The following is a 20,248-nucleotide window of genomic DNA, read 5'->3' on the forward strand; positions in this document are numbered from 1 at the left end:
GAGCTCAAGCCTTCCTCAGATGAACGATGAAGCGGCTTCCCCCGCTGTCGCTGACGACCTCCATCCGGCCGCCGTAATCGCCGACGATATCCTTGGAGATGACCAGCCCGAGACCGAGACCGCTCTCTTTCGAGGTGTTGAACGGGGTGAACAGGCCTTTGCGAATGTCAGGCGGAATGCCGGGGCCGTTGTCGGCGACCGTCACCGTTATCATCTCCGCATCGGCTGACGTTCTGACCTCGACGCGGCCCTCTCCGGCCTTCGGCGCCACCGCCTCCAGGGCATTCTGAAGCAAGTTGATCAGCACCTGTTCGAGACGGATCCGGTTTCCCATCACCTGCAGCTCAGGCGGCGGCAAGTCGATGTCGAGCAAATCCATTCGCCCGGCAAACCGGCTGCGCAACAGCATCACAGCACCCTCGATGACGTCCTTCAATCCTGTCGGTTCGGCGCTGCCTCGGCCTTTGCGGGCAAAGGTCTTCAGCTCTTCGGTGATCGCACCTATGCGCTCCGTCAGCGCCGCAATGCTTTCGAGATTTTCGCCGGCTGGCGCCGCCTGGCCGCGATCGAGGAAGGTGCGGGCATTGTCTGCATAGGCACGGATGGTCGCCACCGGCTGATTGATCTCATGAGCGACGCCGGCCGCCACCTGGCCCAGGATGGCCAGCCGGTTGGCCTGCACCAGATCCTGCTGCACCGCCTGCAGCTTCTGCTCTGTGCTCTTATGGCCGATGATTTCGGCCTGCAGCCGGTCCCGCGCCTGGCTGAGATCCAGCGTCCGCTCGACTACCCGCCGTTCCAGTTCCTCCCGCGCCTGCTGTTCTCTGGATATCCGCAGGGTGATCGCATGCCGGCGGCGCAACAGGAAGGCTGCTGCGGCCAACAGCGGCAAGAGGATGAGCAAGGCCAGCATGCGGGCTTCGCGAATTCCCGCATCGACGGACGGCCCGAGCGTCACGAGATGCTGCAGCTGCCATCCGGTGGCCGGAACCGGCATCCCGACATCGAGAAACCTGGTTTTTCCGGCATCGCCGGGCATGACGATCTCAACGACGTCAAGGCCGTCCCCGAGGTTCCTGATAAGATCGAGCGGCAGGGGCTGAAGCGGCGCAGCGCCGAATTGAAGGCTTTCGCGGATCGCAGTCAGCCGGTCTTCGGCGATCCGGCCGATCGTCATGAACCGCCATGATGGAAGACTGGTGATGAGGACGATGCCGCGCTCGTCAACGACATAGGACGGGGTGCCCGAGGCATTCCAATCCGCCTCGACGTCGTCGAATTCGACCTTGACCACGACGACACCCAGCAGGCCATTGCTGCCCGAAATCCGCTGGGAGATATAGAGGCCCGGCTTCTTGCTGACCGTGCCAAGTGCGAAGTGCTCGGCCTGTCCTCGTTCGACTGCCCCTTGGAAATACTCGCGGAAGCGGTAGTCATTGCCGACGAAGCTCGTCGGTTCGCGCCAGTTGCTGGCCGAAACCGCCATGCCGTCCTTGTCGATGACATAGATGACGGCGGCCTTCGTGCCCGCCGCCAAATTTTCCAGCTTCTGACTGAGCCGCTCGAACGCGCCGGCATCCTTTCCGGCCAGCGCCGCGGCGAGTGCTGCGTCCTGCGACAGAACGAAGGGAAGCGCCCGGTATTTTTCGAGAACCGTGCGCAGCAAAGCCGCATTCAGTCTCGCATCCATGCGGGCCTGTTCCTCAAGGGCGGCCTCCGCCCGGTGCCGGCCGATCTCGCCGCCAGCCCAGAGGCTTGCGACGACGGCGAGGAGGGCGAACACGGCATAGGTCCACCACATCCGGTGGATGCGGTGCTGCAGGGGCAGGGAAGGCCACAATTTCGGCGACACGGACATGGCGGATTTGTGCATTTTTCTGCACGAAACGCAAATGGATTTGTGCGGATTTCCGCATTTCTTAATTAGCTGTCAGCAGCCCCGTAAATTTTTCATTAATAAATTCAATCTGTTGGTTGGTCGGCGTGAAACTGGCACGGTGATTGCGAAGGAGATGGCAACAACGGCTGAGCTGTTGGATTTGAAGCGAACGGCTCGGGAGGCCGGAGTTCGTTCCGGGCGAGCCATTAGGAGGACATCATGATCGCAGCACCACTCGATGCAGTCGCAGGCAGCAAGGGCAAGAAGCCCTTTTATAGCCATCTTTACGTTCAGGTTCTCGTGGCCATTGCTGCGGGTATCCTTCTCGGCCATTTCTACCCCGAACTCGGCACCCAGCTGAAGCCGCTCGGCGATGCCTTCATCAAGCTCGTCAAGATGATCATCGCCCCGGTCATCTTCCTGACCGTCGCGACCGGCATTGCCGGCATGAGCGATCTGCAGAAGGTTGGCCGTGTCGCCGGCAAGGCGATGCTGTACTTCCTGACCTTCTCGACATTGGCGCTCATCATCGGCCTGATCGTCGCCAACGTCGTCCAGCCTGGCGCCGGCATGAACATCGATCCGGCCTCGCTGGATCCGGCCGCCGTCGCCACCTTTGCCGCCAAGGCGCATGAGCAGAGCATCGTCGGCTTCCTCACCAATATCATCCCGACGACGATTGTCGGCGCCTTTGCCGATGGCGATATTCTGCAGGTCCTGTTCTTCTCGGTGCTCTTCGGCATCGCGCTCGCCATGGTCGGCGAAAAGGGCGAGCAGGTCGTCAATTTCCTGAATTCCCTGACGGCTCCCGTCTTCAAGCTCGTCGCCATCCTCATGAAGGCTGCCCCGATCGGCGCCTTCGGCGCCATGGCATTCACCATCGGCAAGTACGGCGTCGGATCGATCGCCAACCTCGCCATGCTGATCGGCACCTTCTACGTCACCTCTCTGCTCTTCGTCTTCATCGTTCTCGGCGCCGTCGCCCGCTACAACGGCTTCTCGATCGTGGCGCTGTTGCGCTACATCAAGGAAGAGCTGCTGCTGGTTCTCGGCACCTCGTCTTCGGAGGCGGCGCTTCCGGGCCTGATGAACAAGATGGAAAAGGCCGGCTGCAAGCGCTCGGTCGTCGGCCTCGTCATCCCCACAGGCTATTCCTTCAATCTCGACGGCACCAACATCTACATGACGCTGGCTGCACTCTTCATTGCCCAGGCAACCGGCATCCATCTCTCCTGGGGTGACCAGATCCTGCTGCTCCTGGTGGCGATGCTGAGCTCCAAGGGTGCCGCAGGCATCACCGGCGCCGGCTTCATCACCCTGGCAGCGACGCTCTCCGTCGTCCCCTCCGTACCGGTCGCCGGCATGGCGCTCATCCTCGGCATCGATCGTTTCATGTCGGAATGCCGGGCGCTGACCAACCTTGTCGGCAATGCGGTTGCAACGATCGTCGTGGCACGCTGGGAAAATGAGCTGGATACGGCGCAGCTGGCCGCGGCGCTGGACGGCCAGACAAGCGAGGACGCTCCGGCTGCCGGGCTCCAGCCGGCCGAGTAATCGGCCAGGACGTTCACAGTCTTGAAAATCCTGCAGCGGCCCGTTCTTCAGCGGGCCGTTTCTCTTTTCTGCTTCAGCCGCGGTTGTCGCCGAGCAGGCTGTTGTAAACGGCGGCGATCGCGCCTGCTTCCTTCTCCAGCGCGAAATTCGCCCTGACATGCCGCAGCGCATTTTCGCCATGCGCAATCGCCAAGGCGGGATCGGTGATATAGGGCGCGATTGCCCGCGTCAGCGCCTCGCCATCGCCGGCGGCAACGACCGAACCCGTCTCGCCCTCAACGATGAGCTCGGCGTAGGCGCCCGCATCCGATGCCACCACCGCGGTGCGCGAAGCCATGGCTTCAAGCGGCGTCAGGCCGAAGCCCTCGTTGCGGGAGGGCGCGACGTAAAGCGTCAGGCGGCGATACCAGATCTTGATATCGGGCACTTCGCCGAGAAAGAGGATACGGTCGCTAAGCCCGGCGGCGGCGACATCGGCCTTGAGCTTGTCACCGAATGCCGCATGCTCCGCCGTCACGCGGCCGGAGACGATCGCTGTCCATTCCGGATTCTGCGGCAGCAGTTCGATCATCGCTTTGACGAAAAGATCGGTGCCCTTCTGGTGGCGCACGCGGCCGAAACAGCCGATAAGATGGCGTCCGGGCAGGCCGGTGGCGGCGATGCCGTCCTCTGCCGTTTCCGGCGGATGAAAGAGGGCAAGGTCGACGCCGTGCTGGATGACCGTGTGCGGCACCTCGAGGAACGAGCCGGAACGGTCGCTGGTCGCGATGACGGCGTCCATGCGGCGGATCAGCCATTTCGTATAGGCGGTGTGGCGGCGTTGGGCAGCCGAGGTGAAGAGCAGCTTCAGCGGCATGCGCATGAGATGGCGAAGCAGGATGCCGACGGCCATCTCGTTGTTGCGGCGCGCGTGCCAGACACGCTGGCGCCGGCGTGCCGGCGGGCGCCAGAGGCCAAGAAGCTGGCGCCACCTCAGTTTCGGCAGGCCTTCCGGCAGGCCGGGGCCAAGGGTTGCGATCTTTATGCCGAGCCGGATCTGGCAGGGAATGAGCTGAACAATGGTCGACGTGACGCCGGAGAGCCGGCGCTTGAAATTGGGCGCGATGATCTCGACGTCACGCATATCGGGCAAGGGATAGGTCTCGCGGCTGGCGGGCGATCAGCCCCAGGAAACCTGGAGGATTTCGTAGGCCTTGGAGCCGCCCGGCGCATTGACCTCGATGGAGTCGCCGACTTCCTTGCCGATCAGCGCACGGGCGATCGGCGAAGAGATGGAGATGCGGCCGGCCTTGACGTCGGCTTCCTGGTCGCCAACGATCTGATAAGTCTTTTCTTCCTCGGTGTCCTCGTCGACGAGCTTCACCTTGGCGCCGAACTTGATCTTGTCGCCCGACATCTTCGTGAGGTCGATGACCTCGGCACGCGCCGTCAGGTCTTCCAGTTCGCTGATGCGGCCTTCATTATGGCTCTGGGCTTCCTTGGCGGCGTGATATTCGGCGTTTTCGGAAAGGTCGCCATGAGCACGGGCTTCGGCGATCGCCTCGATGATTCGGGGGCGCTCCTCCTGCTGACGCCAGCGCAGCTCTTCCTGCAGCTTGACGAAACCACCCTGTGTCATCGGTACCTTTTCAACCATTTTTCTGTCCTTCACTCCTTGTATCCGCTCGTCCGTGCTTTTCGAGCAATCAGCCGCAGACACAAAAGAAAACAGGTCCCGAAGGGGAGCTTCGGAACCGTGCCACAATCCTAGTTACGTGCTTATAGCAGATCGCCAAGGCCGATTTCCAGAAAATTCGCATAAACGAAACGCAACCCACCGCGGCATCCGGTGGCGCGCCTGAAAAATGGGCAAAGGTGACGTCGCTCCCATTGACTTTGCATATAAGAACATATAGTGAACATACTAATGAAGAAGTCGCTAACAGAACGCTTGGCCATCCTTTCCGATGCTGCGAAATATGACGCTTCCTGCGCTTCCAGCGGCACGGTGAAACGTGATTCTCACGCAAGCGGCGGCCTCGGTTCGACCGAGGGATCCGGCATTTGTCATGCCTATGCGCCGGATGGACGGTGCATTTCGCTGCTGAAAATACTGCTGACCAATTTCTGCATCTACGACTGCGCCTATTGCGTCAATCGCTCGTCGAGCAATGTCGAACGGGCGCGCTTTACGCCTGAAGAGGTCATCTGGCTGACACTGGAATTCTATCGCCGCAATTATATCGAGGGCCTGTTTCTTTCTTCCGGCATCATTCGTTCGTCCGATTACACGATGGAACAGATGGTTCGCGTCGTCCGCGAACTGCGTGTGACGCATAATTTTCGCGGCTATATCCATCTGAAGTCGATCCCTGAAGCATCACCGCATCTGATCGAGGAGGCGGGGCTTCATGCCGACAGGTTGTCCCTCAATATCGAGTTGCCAACGGATAGCGGCATTACCCGTTTCGCGCCGGAAAAGAAGCCCGCCAATATAAGGCGATCGATGGGGGATCTGAGGCTGAAGATCGAGGCCGCCGGCGAGCCGACGCTGCGGACGAAGAAGCGTCAGCGTTTTGTGCCGGCCGGTCAGAGCACGCAGATGATCGTCGGCGCCGATGGCGCCAACGACGCGACGATCCTTGCCACCAGCGGCCGGCTTTACAGCAGCTATGGCCTGAAGCGCGTCTATTATTCCGCCTTCAGCCCGATCCCGGATTCGTCGAAAAACCTGCCGCTGATCAAGCCGCCGCTGATGCGTGAACACCGGCTTTATCAGGCCGACTGGCTCTACCGATTCTACGGTTTCGGCATCGATGAGATCACCGCGAACCAGGCGGGAGGCATGCTCGATCTCACCCTCGACCCGAAACTTGCCTGGGCGCTCGCCAACAGGGCCGAATTTCCTGTCGATATCAACAAAGCCGAGCGCGAGCGGTTGCTGCGCGTGCCCGGTCTCGGCACCAAGACCGTCAAAGCGATCGTTTGGGCTCGCCGTTTTCGCCGCCTGCGGATCGACGATCTCCAGCGGCTCGGCATTTCGATCAAGAAGGTCCAGTCCTTTATTTCAGCGGAAGGCTGGTCGCCGCGCCGTCTGATCGACCGCCCCGACCTTCGCGCCATGTTCGAGCCGCAACCTGAACAATTGTCGTTGCTGTGATGCGCCGGGTCGTGCTGGCAGGACGCGGGGATCTTGCCGAATGGCGTGATGCCGCGCGGGCCTTTGCTGCCGCCGGCATATCGCCTGAAGAGATCGATTGGCGCGAAAAAGATGAAGAGGCCGATCTCGCTTTTCAGCGCGACGCCATGCCGCCGGCGCCGATCATGGCACGCAAGCCGATGACGGTGCCGACCGCCTTCATCGATCTTGCCGAGACCGTTCTCTGCCATTCCGATCCGGTGCGGTTTTCCCTGCTTTACCGGTTGCTCTGGCGGCTGCAGCTGGACCGGCAGCTGCTCGAAGTGGCCTCCGACGAGGACGTTGTCCGTGCCAGGCTGATGGCGAAAAACGTTCGACGCGACGCGCACAAGATGACGGCTTTCGTCCGCTTCAAGGAAGTGGGTGCGGTATCGGCAGACCGTCGGAAATTCCTCGCCTGGTTCGAGCCGGACCACCATATCGTCAGGCGCACAGCGCCCTTCTTCCAACGACGCTTCACCGACATGGACTGGCTGATCGCCACGCCCAAAGGGTCAGCCGCCTGGGACGGCGAGCGGCTGATGCTAAACGACGCGCCGTGTGAAAAGCCCAATCTCACCGATGCCACCGATGAACTATGGCGCACCTATTACGCCAGTATCTTCAACCCAGCGCGATTGAAGCTGAAGGCGATGCAGTCGGAGATGCCGAAAAAATACTGGAAGAACCTGCCGGAAGCCGATCTCATCCCCGGGCTGATCGCCTCGGCGGAGAGGAAGGTGCGGGCCATGGCCGCACGGGAGGCGACGCAGTCACTGCCCTTCCACGATCGCTTGCAGGAGGCCGCGCGCAATATTCCTGTCGTGCCCGAAGCGCCGGCGGGCACGCTGGAAGCGCTGCGCGCGGACGCTGCCGTCTGTACCCGCTGTCCGCTGCATGCGACGGCGACGCAAACCGTATTCGGGAGGGGCCACGCGATGCCGAGGTGATGTTCGTCGGCGAGCAGCCAGGCGACCAGGAGGATATATCAGGGCGTCCCTTCGTCGGTCCGGCCGGCCGGCTGCTGGATCAGGTGATCGCAGAAGCGGGCATCGACCGCTCGCGGCTCTATGTCACCAATGCCGTCAAGCATTTCAAATATGAGCCGCGCGGCAAGCGTCGTATCCACCAGAAGCCCAATATGGGCGAGGTGAAGCATTGCCGCTGGTGGCTCGATCTGGAGATGACGCTGGTCAAACCGAAGCTCATCGTTGCCATGGGAGCGACGGCGCTGGCGGCGCTGACCGATGCGAAGCAGCGGTTGCAGGATGTCAGGGGGAAAGCCATTGCGATCGACGACAGGCGAACGCTCTTCGTGACGGTGCATCCTTCCTATCTGCTGCGTATTCCCGACGAGCGGCTGAAAGCCGAGGAGCTGGCGCGGTTTCGCGAAGATATGGCGAAAATCCAGCGGCTTATGGCAGCGGCTGGATAAATCGATTCCGGAGCTTCGAGGTGTGCATCACCGCTCATCGAGCGGTGATGCTGCCCTATCTCAGGCGAAGTAGCTCTGCAGCGGCCGCACTTCGAGATTGCCGGCCTTCAGCGCCTTGATCGCCTGGGCGGCGGCCTCGGCACCTGCCATCGTCGTATAATAGGGCACCTTCTGCATCAGCGTTGCACGGCGCAGCGACTTGGAGTCCGAGATCGCCTTGTTGCCGTCGGTGGTGTTGATGACAAGCTGGACCTGGCGGTTGCGGATTGCGTCCTCGATGTGCGGACGGCCTTCCAGCACCTTGTTGATCTTGGTGGCGGTGATGCCGTTTTCGCCGAGGAAGCGGGCGGTGCCGCCGGTCGCCAGCACCTTGAAGCCCTGCTCGACAAGGATGCGGATCGCCGGCAGCACGCGCGGCTTGTCCTCGTCGCGCACTGAGACGAAGACCGTCCCGTCACGCGGCAGCTCGACGCCGGCGCCGAGCTGCGACTTGGCGAAGGCAAGGGCGAAATCGGTGTCGAGGCCGATGACTTCGCCGGTCGAGCGCATTTCCGGGCCGAGCAGGGTGTCGACGCCGGGGAAACGGGCGAAGGGGAAGACGGCTTCCTTGACGGCGATGTGCTTCAGCTTGCGCGGATCGGGCTTTTCGCCGTAGGCGGCGAAGGTCGCGTCGAGTTTCTCGCCGGCCATGACGCGGGCGGCGATCTTGGCGATCGGCGCGCCGATGGTCTTGGCGACGAAGGGCACGGTACGCGAGGCGCGCGGATTGACCTCGAGAACGTAGACGATGCCGTCCTTGATGGCGAACTGGACGTTCATCAGGCCGCCGACATTGAGCGCCTTGGCCATCGCCTTGGCCTGGCGCTCCAGCTCGTCGATCAGTTCGACGGGCAGCGAGCGCGGCGGCAGCGAGCAGGCGCTGTCGCCGGAATGGATGCCAGCTTCCTCGATATGCTCCATAATACCGGCGACATAGACGTCGGTGCCGTCGGAGAGGCAGTCGACGTCGACTTCGATCGCATGAGAGAGATAGCTGTCGAAGAGCAGCGGGTTCTTGCCGAGCAGGGTGTTGATCTGGCCGGTCTTGTCGTTGGGATAGCGCTGCTTGATATCTTCAGGCACCAGTTCCGGAACCGTGTCGAGCAAGTAGCTCTGCAACTGGCCCTCAGAATGCAGGATCTGCATGGCGCGGCCGCCGAGCACGTAGGACGGGCGCACGACCAGCGGGAAGCCGATTTCGGCCGCGACCAGGCGGGCCTGCTCGACCGAATAGGCGATGCCGTTGTTCGGCTGGTTGAGATCGAGCTTCATCAGGAGCTTCTGGAAGCGGTCGCGGTCTTCGGCAAGGTCGATCATGTCAGGCGCGGTGCCGAGGATCGGAATGCCGTTCTTTTCCAGCGCCTCGGCAAGCTTCAGCGGCGTCTGGCCGCCGAACTGGACGATGACGCCGACGACTTCGCCCTTTTCCTGCTCGGCGCGCAGGATCTCGATCACGTCCTCGGCGGTCAGCGGCTCGAAATAGAGGCGGTCCGACGTGTCGTAATCGGTCGAGACGGTTTCGGGATTGCAGTTGATCATGATCGCTTCATAACCGGCATCCTTCAGCGCGAAGGCGGCATGGCAGCAGCAATAGTCGAACTCGATGCCCTGGCCGATACGGTTCGGGCCACCGCCGAGAATGACGACCTTCTTGCGGTCGGAGACTTCGGCCTCGGAGCGGGCGGCGCCGGCGAAGGGCGTCTCGTAGGTTGAATACATATAGGCGGTCGGCGAAGCGAATTCGGCGGCACAAGTATCGATGCGCTTGAAGACCGGCCGGACGTTCAGGCCGTTGCGCAGTTCGGCGACTTCCTTCGGGCGTTTGCCGGTCAGCGTCGCCAGGCGGGCGTCGGAGAAGCCCATGGCCTTCAGCATGCGCAGGTTGGTGGCATCCTCCGGCAGGCCGTGCTCGCGGATGCGGGCTTCCATGTCGACGATGTTCTTGAGCTCAGCGAGGAACCACGGGTCGATCTTGCAGCCTTCATGCACCTCTTCGATGCTGAGGCCCTGGCGCAGCGCCTGGGCGACCATGCGCAGACGGTCCGGCGTCGGCGTGCCGATGGCGGCGCGGATGGCGTTCTGGCTGGATTCACCTTCCTCGAAATCAGGAATTTCGATTTCGTCGAGGCCGGTCAGGCCGGTTTCGAGGCCGCGCAGCGCCTTCTGCAGTGATTCGGCGAAGGTGCGGCCGATCGCCATGACTTCGCCGACCGACTTCATCGCCGTCGTCAGCACCGGCGAAGCGCCGGGGAATTTCTCGAAGGCGAAACGCGGGATCTTGGTGACGACGTAGTCGATCGACGGTTCGAATGAGGCAGGCGTTGCGCCGCCGGTGATGTCGTTTTCCAGCTCGTCGAGTGTATAGCCGATCGCGAGCTTGGCGGCAATCTTGGCGATCGGGAAGCCGGTGGCCTTGGAGGCGAGCGCCGACGAGCGCGAGACGCGCGGGTTCATTTCGATGACGACGAGACGGCCGTCCTTCGGATTGACGGCGAACTGGACGTTCGAGCCGCCGGTTTCGACGCCGATCTCGCGCAGCACCGCAATCGAGGCGTTGCGCATGATCTGGTATTCCTTGTCGGTCAGCGTCAGCGCCGGCGCGACGGTGATCGAATCGCCGGTATGGACGCCCATCGGATCGATGTTTTCGATCGAGCAGATGATGATGCAGTTGTCCGCCTTGTCGCGGACGACCTCCATTTCATATTCCTTCCAGCCAAGCACCGATTCCTCGACCAGCACTTCGGTGGTCGGCGAGGCGTCGAGGCCGCCGCCGACGATCTCGAAGAATTCCGAGCGGTTGTAGGCGATGCCGCCGCCGGTGCCGCCGAGCGTGAAGGAGGGGCGGATGATGGCGGGCAGGCCGACATGATCGATGGCCTGGGCCGCGATCGCCATGGCATGGCTCATGTAACGCTGCTTGCGGTCGCTCTCGCCGAGGTTCCACTGGTTTTCCAGTTCGTCCAGCGCCTTGTCGAGCTCGGATCCGGACAGGCTTTCGCGCAGCTTGTTGCGCTCGGCCTCGTGCGTCTTGCGGTCGAGGTCCTTGATGTCGGTGGCGTTGGCCAGCATCGAACGCGGCGTTTCCAGGCCGATACGGGCCATCGCCTCGCGAAACAGCGCGCGGTCTTCGGCCATGTCGATGGCGGCGGGCTTGGCGCCGATCATCTCGACATTGTAGCGATCGAGCACGCCCATGCGCTTCAGCGAAAGCGCGGTGTTCAGCGCCGTCTGGCCGCCCATGGTCGGCAGCAGCGCATCCGGGCGCTCCTTGGCAATGATCTTGGCGACGACCTCGGGGGTAATCGGTTCGACATAGGTGGCGTCGGCAAGGCCCGGATCGGTCATGATCGTCGCCGGGTTGGAGTTGACGAGGATGACGCGGTAGCCTTCCTCCTTCAGCGCCTTGCAGGCCTGGGTGCCGGAATAGTCGAACTCGCAAGCCTGGCCAATGACGATCGGTCCCGCGCCGATGATGAGGATCGATTTGATGTCTTGGCGCTTCGGCATGGGCGATATCCATTTCTAGCTGCGCAAAAAGCCGGCCAGGGTGGGAGATCACCGGGTCGGGTCGCGCATTGAGGGTCTTTTCAGGCTAGAAGCGGCTTATAGGCAAATGTATTTGCAAACGGAACCCCATAAATCGCGGAATCGACAGGAATCCAACACGGCGCGAACGGCTATTTAGCGTCCGGCCCGACGAGCAGCCGGAATCCCTAGCCTTGCTTCGGGACGAGCGAAAGCGGGAGTCCCGCCAGGGGCCTGCGGCGCCGTGCGTCTTCCTTAGGTGAAGCGGCGGCGCACGTCCTCGGCATAACTGCGGCTGACCGGGATTTGCGTGCCGTCACGGGTGAGGATCAGCAGCCTGCCATTGTCGCGTTTCAGGCTTTCGACATGGGCGTCGGCCACCCAATGCGAGCGATGGACACGAAGACCAGGCGTCGCGGCGGTTTCCTTCAGCGCGTCGGCGAAACGCAGGAGCAGCAGTTCGCGCCCGCGGCTGGTCACCACCTCGGTATAGTGATCCTGGACGGAAAGGCGCAGCAGAGGGCCACGATTGTCAGGCTTCAGCCGATCGAGGATCGAGAGGCGGGGGCTGGTTTCCTCAGGAACTGCGGCTTCGGCGATTTTCTGGCTCATCGCCATGTAAGTCAGAAGGCAGAAAAGAGCGCAGAGAGGGATGGCGAAGAGCGCGCGGTAGAGGCCGCTTTCCAGCGTAGTCGCTTCACCGGTGAAGGCGTAGTCGACGAGGCCGATGGCAAAACCGATCGGCAGGGCGGCTATGAGCGAACCGGCCATCTTGCGGGCAAACATCGAAGCGACCACCTCCCGCAACAGTCTTTCGGCGATGACCGCGCAGAGAATGGCGATCGCCCAGGCAAGGGCATGCAGGGTCAGCCAGTAGGCGAGGCGTTCGCCGAAGGCCATGCTTTCCATCGTGCCGTAGGGGCCGGTGACGGCAAAGAGCAGGACGATCGCGGCAAAGGTTCCCCAGAAGCGCCGGGAATGGAGAAAGACCTGCAATTCGCGAAGCGTGGATTGCAAGAAGGGGTGAATCACGAAGTTTTCCTGCCGTTCGCGCGGTTCGGATTGAGGCAGATGCAGTCTTGGCGGAAAGACGGATCGAATTCAACCGGATGCCGCCCATGACCCTCGAACCGCTCCTCGACGCCCCGCTTGCCGTCCAGATCCATGTCGCCGTCGTTACGCCGGCAGCACTTCTCGGCGCCTATATCCTCCTGCGCCCCAAAGGCACGCCGCGCCACCGGCTGTTCGGCAGGATCTGGATGGCGCTGATGGTCGTGACGGCGATATCGAGCTTCTTCATTCATGAGCTCGATCTTTTCTACGGGTTCAGCCCGATCCATCTTCTGTCCATCGCAACATTGTTCGGCAGCTGGAATGCGATCGCGGCGGCTCGTCGCGGCGATATCCGTCTTCACAGGCGCATCGTCGCCGGTCTTTATTTCGGCGGCATCGTTCTTGCCGGCCTGTTTACTTTCGTGCCCGGCCGGATCATGCATGCGGTCGTCTTCACCGGCGGGCAATGGCCGGCGGCCCTTGCCGCGGCGGTGATCGGCTCGATCCTGGCCGCAATCGCGCATCGTCGCCGGCGCGGGCGCCTGATGGCCCGATGAAGCCGCTGGAATTCCGGCCGCTGACGGATATATAGATTCCTTGAGTGCAAGCACGGGGCATTGCCGGGGAGAGCGAAGATGGAATGGAGAGGCCGGCGTCAGTCCGACAATGTCGAGGATCGCCGCGGTGATCCGGGCGGCGGAGGTTTCGGCCGCGGGGGCGGCTTCAATTTTCCGTCCGGCGGGGGCGTTCGCCGTGCCGGCGGCGGCCTCAGTATCGGCACGATCATCTTCCTCGTCGTCATCTATTTCATCTTCAAGATGATGGGCATCGACCTGTTGCAGGTGCTCGACACCGGCGGCGTGACGACCGGCCCCGGCTACGAGCAGAGCCAGTCGGGCGGAACGCGCACGCCTGCCAATGACGAGATGACCGCTTTCATGCGCACCGTTCTTGCCGAGACCGAGGATACCTGGCAGGGCATCTTCCAGGCGCAGGGCCAGAATTACGAGGAGCCGCGCCTCGTGCTGTTCTCGGGTTCGACCGCATCGGCCTGCGGCTCCGCATCATCGGCTACCGGGCCGTTCTACTGCCCTGGCGATCACAAGGTCTATCTCGACACCGAATTCTTCCAGGAGCTTTCCGACCGGTTCGGCGCGTCGGGCGATTTTGCCGAGGCCTATGTCGTTGCCCACGAGGTGGGCCATCATGTGCAGAACCTGCTCGGCATCCTGCCGAAATTCAATCAGGCCCGCCAGCGCATGAGCGAGGAGGAAGCCAACAAGATGTCGGTGCGCGTCGAGTTGCAGGCCGATTGCTTTGCCGGCATCTGGGGCAAATATACCCAGCAGAAGGGCCTCTTGGAGTCCGGCGACCTGGAGGAAGCGCTGAACGCTGCCCAGCAGATCGGCGACGACACGCTGCAGAAACGGTCGCAGGGCTACGTCGTCCCCGAAAGCTTCAACCACGGCACCTCGGCGCAGCGCGTCAAATGGTTCAAGCGCGGTTTCGACAGCGGCCAGCTGTCGGCCTGCGATACGTTTTCCGGGCCGATCTGAGAGGGTGAGAGGTAGAGGCGCGTAGCACGCGCCCACGCAGCCGTTTCAATCCTTTTGCTTACTTCTCGCTGTCCATATCCTGCAGCATATGTTCGGGATAACGCCCACCTGCAGCCGCATCCTTCGGCACGGCGCGTTCGATGGCGGCGAAATCGTCTGGTGACAGGTCGACCGCGCGTGAGCCGAGCGCCTCGCTCAGCCGGTCGCGGCGGCGGGCGCCGATGATCGGGACGATATCCTTGCCCTTGGCGGCGACCCAGGCGATGGCGATCTGGGCGACCGAGACGCTCTTTGCCTCGGCGATCTCGCGCAGCTTCTCCACCAGAGCGAGGTTTTGTTCGATATTGCCTTCCTGGAAGCGCGGGCTGTAGGCACGGAAATCGCCGGCCGTCGCACCCTGGCCCTTCTGCCAGTGGCCGCTGATCAGGCCGCGCGAGAGCACGCCGTAGGCGGTGATCGAGATGCCGAGTTCGCGTGTCGTCGGCAGGATCTTCTCCTCGATGCCGCGCGAGATCAGCGAATATTCGATCTGCAGGTCGACGATCGGGGCAACAGTGGCGGCGCGGCGGATCGTATCGGCACCGACCTCCGACAGGCCGATATGCCTGACATAACCTGCCTTGACCATGTCGGCGATGGCGCCGACCGTGTCCTCGATCGGCACCTTCGGATCGAGGCGGGCCGGGCGGTAGATGTCGATATAGTCGACACCGAGGCGCTGCAGCGTGTAGCTGAGGAAGTTCTTCACCGCGACCGGGCGGGCATCGATGCCGTTCCAGCCGCCGACGGGATCGCGCAGGCCGCCGAACTTGACGCTGATGACGGCGCTCTCGCGCCTGCGGCCTTTCAATGCCTCGCCGATCAGCATTTCATTGTGGCCCATGCCGTAGAAATCGCCGGTGTCGAGCAGGTTGATGCCGGCATCGAGCGCGGCATGGATCGTCGCGATGCTTTCTGCGCGATCCGAGGGGCCGTACATGCCCGACATGCCCATGCAGCCGAGACCGATGGCCGAGACATCGGGTCCGGTCTTTCCTAAACGATAAGTCTGCATTTGTCTTCTCCATCAGTTTGCGCCACGCGGCGCAATCGGGTATCCGCGCCGGGGGCGTCCTCGATGCCGTTCTACCGCTTTCGCATGCGGGCGATAATCGGGCGGCACAGGACGGGCTGTACGGCGAAATGCACAATGACCAGTCTTTTTACCGGTGTTCTCTGGTGATCTGGAAGCCGTCGCAGCGATTGCAAGGGAACGCCCGGCGATCGGCTGGGCGGCTCTCGATCTCCTGAAGCTGGAACGGCAGCGCGCGCCCTCCGGTTGAGGCATCTCATGAACTTCCCGCCTGGCATTATCAAAAACTTTGAAATGTTCACGGATTGTTTCGGTTTCCTTTCTGAGCTATGTCACTTTCTCGGCGATGAGATCGTCTTTTCAGAACCAACCGCTGTAGAGATGCCTCATGCTGGACCCCAAATTCGTTCGCCGCGGCCTTTTCCTGGTCTTCATCATCCTCTTCCTCGACATTATCGGCATCGCCATCATCATGCCGGTGCTGCCCGCCTATCTGGAGCAGTTGACCGGCGGCAGCGTCAGCGATGCGGCGATCGACGGCGGCTGGCTGATGCTCGTCTATGCCGGCATGCAATTCCTGTTCGCGCCGCTGCTCGGAAACCTGTCCGACCGTTTCGGCCGTCGTCCGATCCTTTTGCTTTCGGTGCTGACCTTTGCGATCGACAATTTCATCTGCGGCATCGCTACCAGCTTCTGGATGCTGTTCGTCGGCCGCGTGCTTGCCGGCATCAGCGGCGGCAGCTTCGCCACCTGCTCGGCCTATATCGCCGATATCAGCACCGAGGAGAACCGGGCGAAGAATTTCGGGCTGATCGGCATTGCGTTCGGCGTCGGCTTCACCATCGGCCCCGTCGTCGGCGGCTTCCTCGGCGAATTCGGCCCGCGTGTGCCGTTCCTCGGCGCGGCCGCGCTATCGCTCATCAATTTCATCGCCGCCTGCTTCCTGCTGCCGGAAACGCTGGCGGCGAAGAACCGCCGCCGGTTCGAATGGAAACGCGCCAATCCGCTCGGCGCGTTGCGCCAGATGCGCCATTATCCCGGCATCGGCTGGGTCAGCCTCGTCATGTTCCTGTTTTTCCTGGCGCATGCCGTCTATCCCTCGGTCTGGTCGTTCGTCTCGACCTATCGTTACGGCTGGAGCGAGGGACAGATCGGCCTGTCGCTCGGCATTTATGGCATCGGCGCGGTGATCGTCATGGGGCTGGTTCTGCCGCGGATCGTGCCGGTACTCGGCGAGTGGAAGACCGCTCTTCTCGGCCTCTGCTTCTCGGCCGTCGGGCTCACCGGCTATGCCTTCGCCTGGGAGGGCTGGGTCGTCTATGTCATCATCGTTGCGACCGTCATGGAAAACGTCGCCGATCCGCCGCTGCGCAGCATCGCCGCCGGCAAGGTGCCGCCCTCGGCGCAAGGCGAGTTGCAAGGCGCGCTGACCAGCCTCAGCAGCATCACGACCATCCTTGGGCCGCTGATCTTCACGCAGATGTTCGGTTATTTCACGCGGCCCGAGGCGCCGGTCACCTTCGCCGGGGCGCCCTATTTGACCGCTGCCCTGTTCATCCTGGTGGCCGCCGGCGTGTTCCTCATGCGGGTTCGGGTCCGTGAACCGGCCGAGGCACTGGAAGCGGCAGGTTGATCGATCAGAAACGCTGATGCGATGATGAATTTTTCATCATCTGCCTCATCTGGGGTAGTTCTTTGCGGGGCTTTGCTCTAAGTCCGGATGTTATTTCGCCGCAAGCTGCGGCGACGCATATTTCAATCACAGGACTGGTGTCATGGACACGCCGATCGACGCGCGCAGACTTGCGCCGACAACCGATAATCGTTGGGGCGCACATTTCCGTGCAACGCTGGCGCTCGGCATTCCGCTGATCGGCGCGCAGCTTGCCCAGCTCGGCATCAACACCACCGACGTGATGATCGTCGGCCGGCTCGGCGCCGAGCATCTGGCGGCGATGGTGCTTGCGGCGCAGTTCCTGTTCACGATCCTGATCTTCGGCTCGGGCTTTGCCATCGCCGTCATTCCGATGGTGGCGCAGGCCTACGGCCGCGGCGACGTTGTCTCGGTGCGCCGGTCGCTGCGCATGGGTCTGTGGGTGGTGATCGGGTACTGGGTAATCATGCAGCCGGCCTTCTTCAATTCGGAGCAGGTCCTTCTCTTCGCACAGCAGAAGCCCGAGGTGGCCAAACTCGCCCACGGCTACATCATGATCGGCCAGTTCGGCGTGCTGCCGGCGCTGCTCTTCAACGTCATGCGGGCGCTGGTCAGCGCCATCGGCAAGGCGGGCATCATCCTCAACGTCACCATCGCCACGCTGGTGATGAATGCGATCTTCGCCTATATGCTCGTGCTCGGCCATTTCGGCTTTCCGGCAATGGGGCTCGAGGGCGCTGCGATCGTTTCGGTCGTCGTGCAGACGGCAGGCTTCCTCTTCATCCTGGCTTTCGTGCAGCGGCGGGAAGAGACCCGGCGCTACGAGATCTTCGTGCGGTTCTGGAAACCCGACTGGCATGCGCTGCTGGAGGTCATCCGGCTTGGTTTCCCGATCAGCGTCACCATCCTTGCCGAAGTCAGCCTGTTCACGGTGGCCTCGCTGCTGATGGGCTATATCGGCACCATCGAGCTTGCGGCTCACGGCATTGCCCTGCAATGGGCGTCGATCGCATTCATGATCCCGCTCGGCCTCAGCCAGGCGGCGACGGTGCGCGTCGGCGTCGCGCACGGGCAGGGCGACCATCAGGGGCTGGTGCGGGCTTCGATCATGGTGCTCATCCTCGCCTGCGCCATTTCGGCGGTGGGCTCGGTACTCTTTGCCACCATGCCGCAATTCCTCGGCAGCTGGTTCCTCGACGTGAACTCGCCCGAAGCGCCGGAGGTGCTTGCCTATGCCGGGCCGCTGATCGTCGTTGCCGGGCTTTTCCAGCTCGTCGACGGGCTGCAGGTGATCGCCAATGGATTGCTGCGCGGTCTCAAGGACGCGCGCGTACCGATGATCATGGCGTTGATCGCTTACTGGCCGATCGGCTTCTTCCTGGCCTGGGCCTTTGCCTTCCCGCTGGGTTTCGGCGGTATCGGCATCTGGTTCGGCTTCCTCGTCGGGCTGGCAGCCGCCGCCGTCATGCTCTGTGCGCGCTTCTACCTTCTCCTTCGCCGGGAGGCGGAGCTGGCCCACGCCTGAGCCGTCCGCCTCTGCCGTCAGGCCGCGACGGGCTTGTAACTGGCGATATCGGCGCGAATGCCGAGACGTGCAAACATTTCCTGCGGATCGAAATGGGCGACCCTATGGGCCGCTGCAACGGCCGCCCCCGCGCGCTCGACGACCTCCGTATTTTCCCATTCGGCGATCGTGACGAAATTGAATTCGCCTGGGCCGGCGACCTGTTCCAGCACCCTGTGATCGATGAAACCGTCCTGCGCCTCCAACAGCTTGTGGGTCATCATCACTTTGACGAGAAATTCCTCTCGCGCCGCTGCCGGCACGACGAACTTGTCTATCCTGTAGAAAGCTCCGCTCATCCAGTTTTCTCCTGCATCAGATGTTTGCAGGCAGATCTGTAATTCCTCAACTTAAGCTGAGGTCAAGGGGCGGATAAAGAAAAAGGCCCGCCTGGGCGAGCCTTCATCGGAAATCGCTGTGGCTTGAAATCAGCGTTCGGCGAGTGCCGATTCGCCCTTCTTTTCGCGCACCATGTTGATGAAGCGGCGGAAGAGATAGTGGCTGTCCTGCGGGCCGGGAGAAGCTTCCGGATGATGCTGGACGGAAAAGACCTGCTTGCCGAGCACGCGCAGGCCGCAATTGGTGCCGTCAAAAAGCGAAATGTGAGTCTCTTCAACGCCATCAGGCAGCGACTTCGAGTCGACCGCGAAGCCATGGTTCATCGAGACGATCTCGACCTTGCCCGTCGTGTGGTCCTTGACGGGGTGGTTGGCGCCGTGATGGCCCTGATGCATCTTCTCGGTCTTTGCGCCGAGTGCGAGACCCAGCATCTGGTGGCCGAGGCAGATGCCGAAAACCGGGATGTCGGTCTTGATCAGCGTCTTGATGACAGGCACGGCATATTCGCCGGTTGCCGCCGGATCGCCCGGGCCGTTCGACAGGAAGATGCCGTCCGGCTGCATGGCGAGGACGTCTTCGGCGCTCGTTGTGGCCGGCATGACGGTCACCTTGCAGTCGAGGCCGGCAAACAGGCGCAGGATGTTGCGCTTGACGCCGTAATCGAGGCAGACGACGTGGAATTTGGCGTCCGCAGCCTTGAGTTCACCGTAACCTTCGTTCCAGACCCACGGCGTTTCGGTCCACTGCGAGGACTGGCCCGACGAGGCGATCTTGGCAAGGTCGAGACCTTCGAGGCCGCTCCAGGCTTTGGCTTCGGCCTTCAGCGTCTCGATGTCGAAGACGCCGTTAGGATCGTGGGCGATCACCGCGTTCGGGGCGCCGTTCTCGCGGATCCAGGCTGTCAGCGCGCGCGTGTCGATGCCGCAGAGGCCGATGACGCCGCGTGCCTTCAGCCATTGGTCGAGGTGCTTGGCGGCGCGGTAGTTCGAAGGGTCGGTGATGTCGGCCTTGAAGATGACGCCGACGGCGCCGTGCCGGGCGGCCGGCGTCAGATCCTCGATGTCTTCCTCGTTGGTGCCGATATTGCCGATATGCGGGAAGGTGAAGGTGACGATCTGGCCGAGATAGGAGGGGTCCGTCAGGATCTCCTCATAGCCGGTCAGCGCCGTGTTGAAGACCACTTCGGCCGGCACTTTGCCGGTGGCGCCGATGCCCTTGCCTTCGATGACCGTGCCGTCGGCAAGAACGAGCAGGGCGGTCGGCTTTTCGATTGTCCAGGGTGCTGTCGCGGTCATCTTCATCCCGTTTCCGGCAGGTGGGCGCGTTGCCGCGCTCGTCGCCATTTGATCTCGCAGGCGTGTGGACACGGCAATGCCGCGCGCTTCAGGCCTGATCACGAATTTTGGTGCAGGTGGCGG

General features: G+C 62.4%; 14 protein-coding genes and 1 pseudogene. 7 read left to right on the top strand and 8 right to left on the bottom strand.

Annotated elements, in window-relative coordinates:
- Positions 1–4: 4 nt before the first annotated feature.
- Positions 5–1,873 carry an ATP-binding protein gene (locus FHT75_RS02085; RefSeq protein ID WP_047611122.1) on the bottom strand — a complete coding sequence of 623 codons (1,869 nt, stop codon included), beginning with the start codon at positions 1,871–1,873 and terminating at the stop codon, positions 5–7.
- A gap of 225 nt (positions 1,874–2,098) precedes the next feature.
- On the opposite strand from FHT75_RS02085, the gene FHT75_RS02090 reads away from it, so the two are divergent.
- Positions 2,099–3,433, top strand: coding sequence for a dicarboxylate/amino acid:cation symporter (locus FHT75_RS02090; RefSeq protein ID WP_047611120.1), 1,335 nt, complete (start codon positions 2,099–2,101; stop codon positions 3,431–3,433).
- A 73-nt stretch (positions 3,434–3,506) separates the two neighbouring features.
- Here FHT75_RS02090 and FHT75_RS02095 read toward each other — a convergent pair whose 3' ends face one another.
- The gene (locus FHT75_RS02095; RefSeq protein ID WP_082849685.1) at positions 3,507–4,565 is read right to left on the bottom strand and encodes a glycosyltransferase family 4 protein; all 1,059 of its coding nucleotides are present in this window, start codon (positions 4,563–4,565) and stop codon (positions 3,507–3,509) included.
- A 27-nt stretch (positions 4,566–4,592) separates the two neighbouring features.
- Positions 4,593–5,069: a transcription elongation factor GreA gene (gene greA, locus FHT75_RS02100; RefSeq protein ID WP_017965278.1), complete on the bottom strand. Its 477-nt coding sequence runs from the start codon at positions 5,067–5,069 to the stop codon at positions 4,593–4,595.
- Between the two features lie 270 nt (positions 5,070–5,339).
- Between greA and FHT75_RS02105 the strand changes: the two genes are divergently transcribed.
- Both FHT75_RS02105 and FHT75_RS02110 read left to right on the top strand, forming a co-directional pair.
- Positions 5,340–6,572, top strand: coding sequence for a putative DNA modification/repair radical SAM protein (locus tag FHT75_RS02105; RefSeq protein ID WP_063474550.1), 1,233 nt, complete (start codon positions 5,340–5,342; stop codon positions 6,570–6,572).
- A pseudogene (locus tag FHT75_RS02110) lies at positions 6,572–8,025 on the top strand (UdgX family uracil-DNA binding protein). Before FHT75_RS02105 ends, FHT75_RS02110 begins: the two are co-directional and overlap by 1 nt.
- A gap of 60 nt (positions 8,026–8,085) precedes the next feature.
- Here the strand turns inward: FHT75_RS02110 and carB are convergent.
- Entirely contained in the window at positions 8,086–11,574 is a 3,489-nt protein-coding gene (gene carB, locus FHT75_RS02115) for a carbamoyl-phosphate synthase large subunit (RefSeq protein ID WP_047614239.1), read from the bottom strand.
- A gap of 273 nt (positions 11,575–11,847) precedes the next feature.
- Positions 11,848–12,624 (bottom strand): LytTR family DNA-binding domain-containing protein, encoded by a 777-nt coding sequence (locus FHT75_RS02120; protein WP_183844620.1) that lies wholly within the window; start codon positions 12,622–12,624, stop codon positions 11,848–11,850.
- Positions 12,625–12,671: 47 nt separating this feature from the next.
- On the opposite strand from FHT75_RS02120, the gene FHT75_RS02125 reads away from it, so the two are divergent.
- Together FHT75_RS02125 and FHT75_RS02130 are read left to right on the top strand one after the other, a co-directional pair.
- The gene (locus FHT75_RS02125) at positions 12,672–13,202 is read left to right on the top strand and encodes a DUF2306 domain-containing protein (protein ID WP_063474552.1); all 531 of its coding nucleotides are present in this window, start codon (positions 12,672–12,674) and stop codon (positions 13,200–13,202) included.
- Between the two features lie 78 nt (positions 13,203–13,280).
- A complete protein-coding gene (locus tag FHT75_RS02130) occupies positions 13,281–14,201 on the top strand; it encodes a neutral zinc metallopeptidase (RefSeq protein ID WP_028759077.1) in 921 nt (306 codons plus the stop codon).
- 58 nt (positions 14,202–14,259) lie between these two features.
- Here the strand turns inward: FHT75_RS02130 and FHT75_RS02135 are convergent, their stop codons facing one another.
- Positions 14,260–15,255, bottom strand: coding sequence for an aldo/keto reductase (locus FHT75_RS02135; RefSeq protein WP_063474553.1), 996 nt, complete (start codon positions 15,253–15,255; stop codon positions 14,260–14,262).
- Between the two features lie 406 nt (positions 15,256–15,661).
- Between FHT75_RS02135 and FHT75_RS02140 the strand changes: the two genes are divergently transcribed.
- Positions 15,662–16,906, top strand: coding sequence for a TCR/Tet family MFS transporter (locus tag FHT75_RS02140; protein ID WP_063474554.1), 1,245 nt, complete (start codon positions 15,662–15,664; stop codon positions 16,904–16,906).
- 142 nt (positions 16,907–17,048) lie between these two features.
- On the top strand, positions 17,049–18,452 hold the full coding sequence (locus FHT75_RS02145) for an MATE family efflux transporter (protein WP_047611097.1): 1,404 nt from the start codon (positions 17,049–17,051) through the stop codon (positions 18,450–18,452).
- Between the two features lie 17 nt (positions 18,453–18,469).
- On the opposite strand, the gene FHT75_RS02150 is transcribed toward FHT75_RS02145, so the two are convergent.
- Complete coding sequence (locus FHT75_RS02150) at positions 18,470–18,790, bottom strand: antibiotic biosynthesis monooxygenase family protein (protein WP_063474555.1); 321 nt, start codon at positions 18,788–18,790, stop codon at positions 18,470–18,472.
- A gap of 129 nt (positions 18,791–18,919) precedes the next feature.
- Complete coding sequence (carA, locus tag FHT75_RS02155) at positions 18,920–20,125, bottom strand: glutamine-hydrolyzing carbamoyl-phosphate synthase small subunit (protein ID WP_063474696.1); 1,206 nt, start codon at positions 20,123–20,125, stop codon at positions 18,920–18,922.
- Between the last annotated feature and the right edge of the window lie 123 nt (positions 20,126–20,248).

It is taken from the genome of Rhizobium sp. BK112 (genome assembly GCF_014193215.1).
Lineage (GTDB): Bacteria > Pseudomonadota > Alphaproteobacteria > Rhizobiales > Rhizobiaceae > Rhizobium > Rhizobium anhuiense.

Excerpts from the sequence above, each read along its gene's own strand:
- greA (WP_017965278.1), bottom strand. The coding sequence starts at position 5,069 with ATGGTTGAAAAGGTACCGATGACACAGGGTGGTTTCGTCAAGCTGCAG.
- FHT75_RS02140 (WP_063474554.1), top strand. The coding sequence starts at position 15,662 with ATGCTGGACCCCAAATTCGTTCGCCGCGGCCTTTTCCTGGTCTTCATC.
- FHT75_RS02085 (WP_047611122.1), bottom strand. The coding sequence starts at position 1,873 with ATGCACAAATCCGCCATGTCCGTGTCGCCGAAATTGTGGCCTTCCCTG.
- carA (WP_063474696.1), bottom strand. The coding sequence starts at position 20,125 with ATGACCGCGACAGCACCCTGGACAATCGAAAAGCCGACCGCCCTGCTC.
- FHT75_RS02135 (WP_063474553.1), bottom strand. The coding sequence starts at position 15,255 with ATGCAGACTTATCGTTTAGGAAAGACCGGACCCGATGTCTCGGCCATC.
- FHT75_RS02145 (WP_047611097.1), top strand. The coding sequence starts at position 17,049 with ATGGACACGCCGATCGACGCGCGCAGACTTGCGCCGACAACCGATAAT.
- FHT75_RS02150 (WP_063474555.1), bottom strand. The coding sequence starts at position 18,790 with ATGAGCGGAGCTTTCTACAGGATAGACAAGTTCGTCGTGCCGGCAGCG.
- FHT75_RS02130 (WP_028759077.1), top strand. The coding sequence starts at position 13,281 with ATGGAATGGAGAGGCCGGCGTCAGTCCGACAATGTCGAGGATCGCCGC.
- FHT75_RS02090 (WP_047611120.1), top strand. The coding sequence starts at position 2,099 with ATGATCGCAGCACCACTCGATGCAGTCGCAGGCAGCAAGGGCAAGAAG.
- carB (WP_047614239.1), bottom strand. The coding sequence starts at position 11,574 with ATGCCGAAGCGCCAAGACATCAAATCGATCCTCATCATCGGCGCGGGA.
- FHT75_RS02105 (WP_063474550.1), top strand. The coding sequence starts at position 5,340 with ATGAAGAAGTCGCTAACAGAACGCTTGGCCATCCTTTCCGATGCTGCG.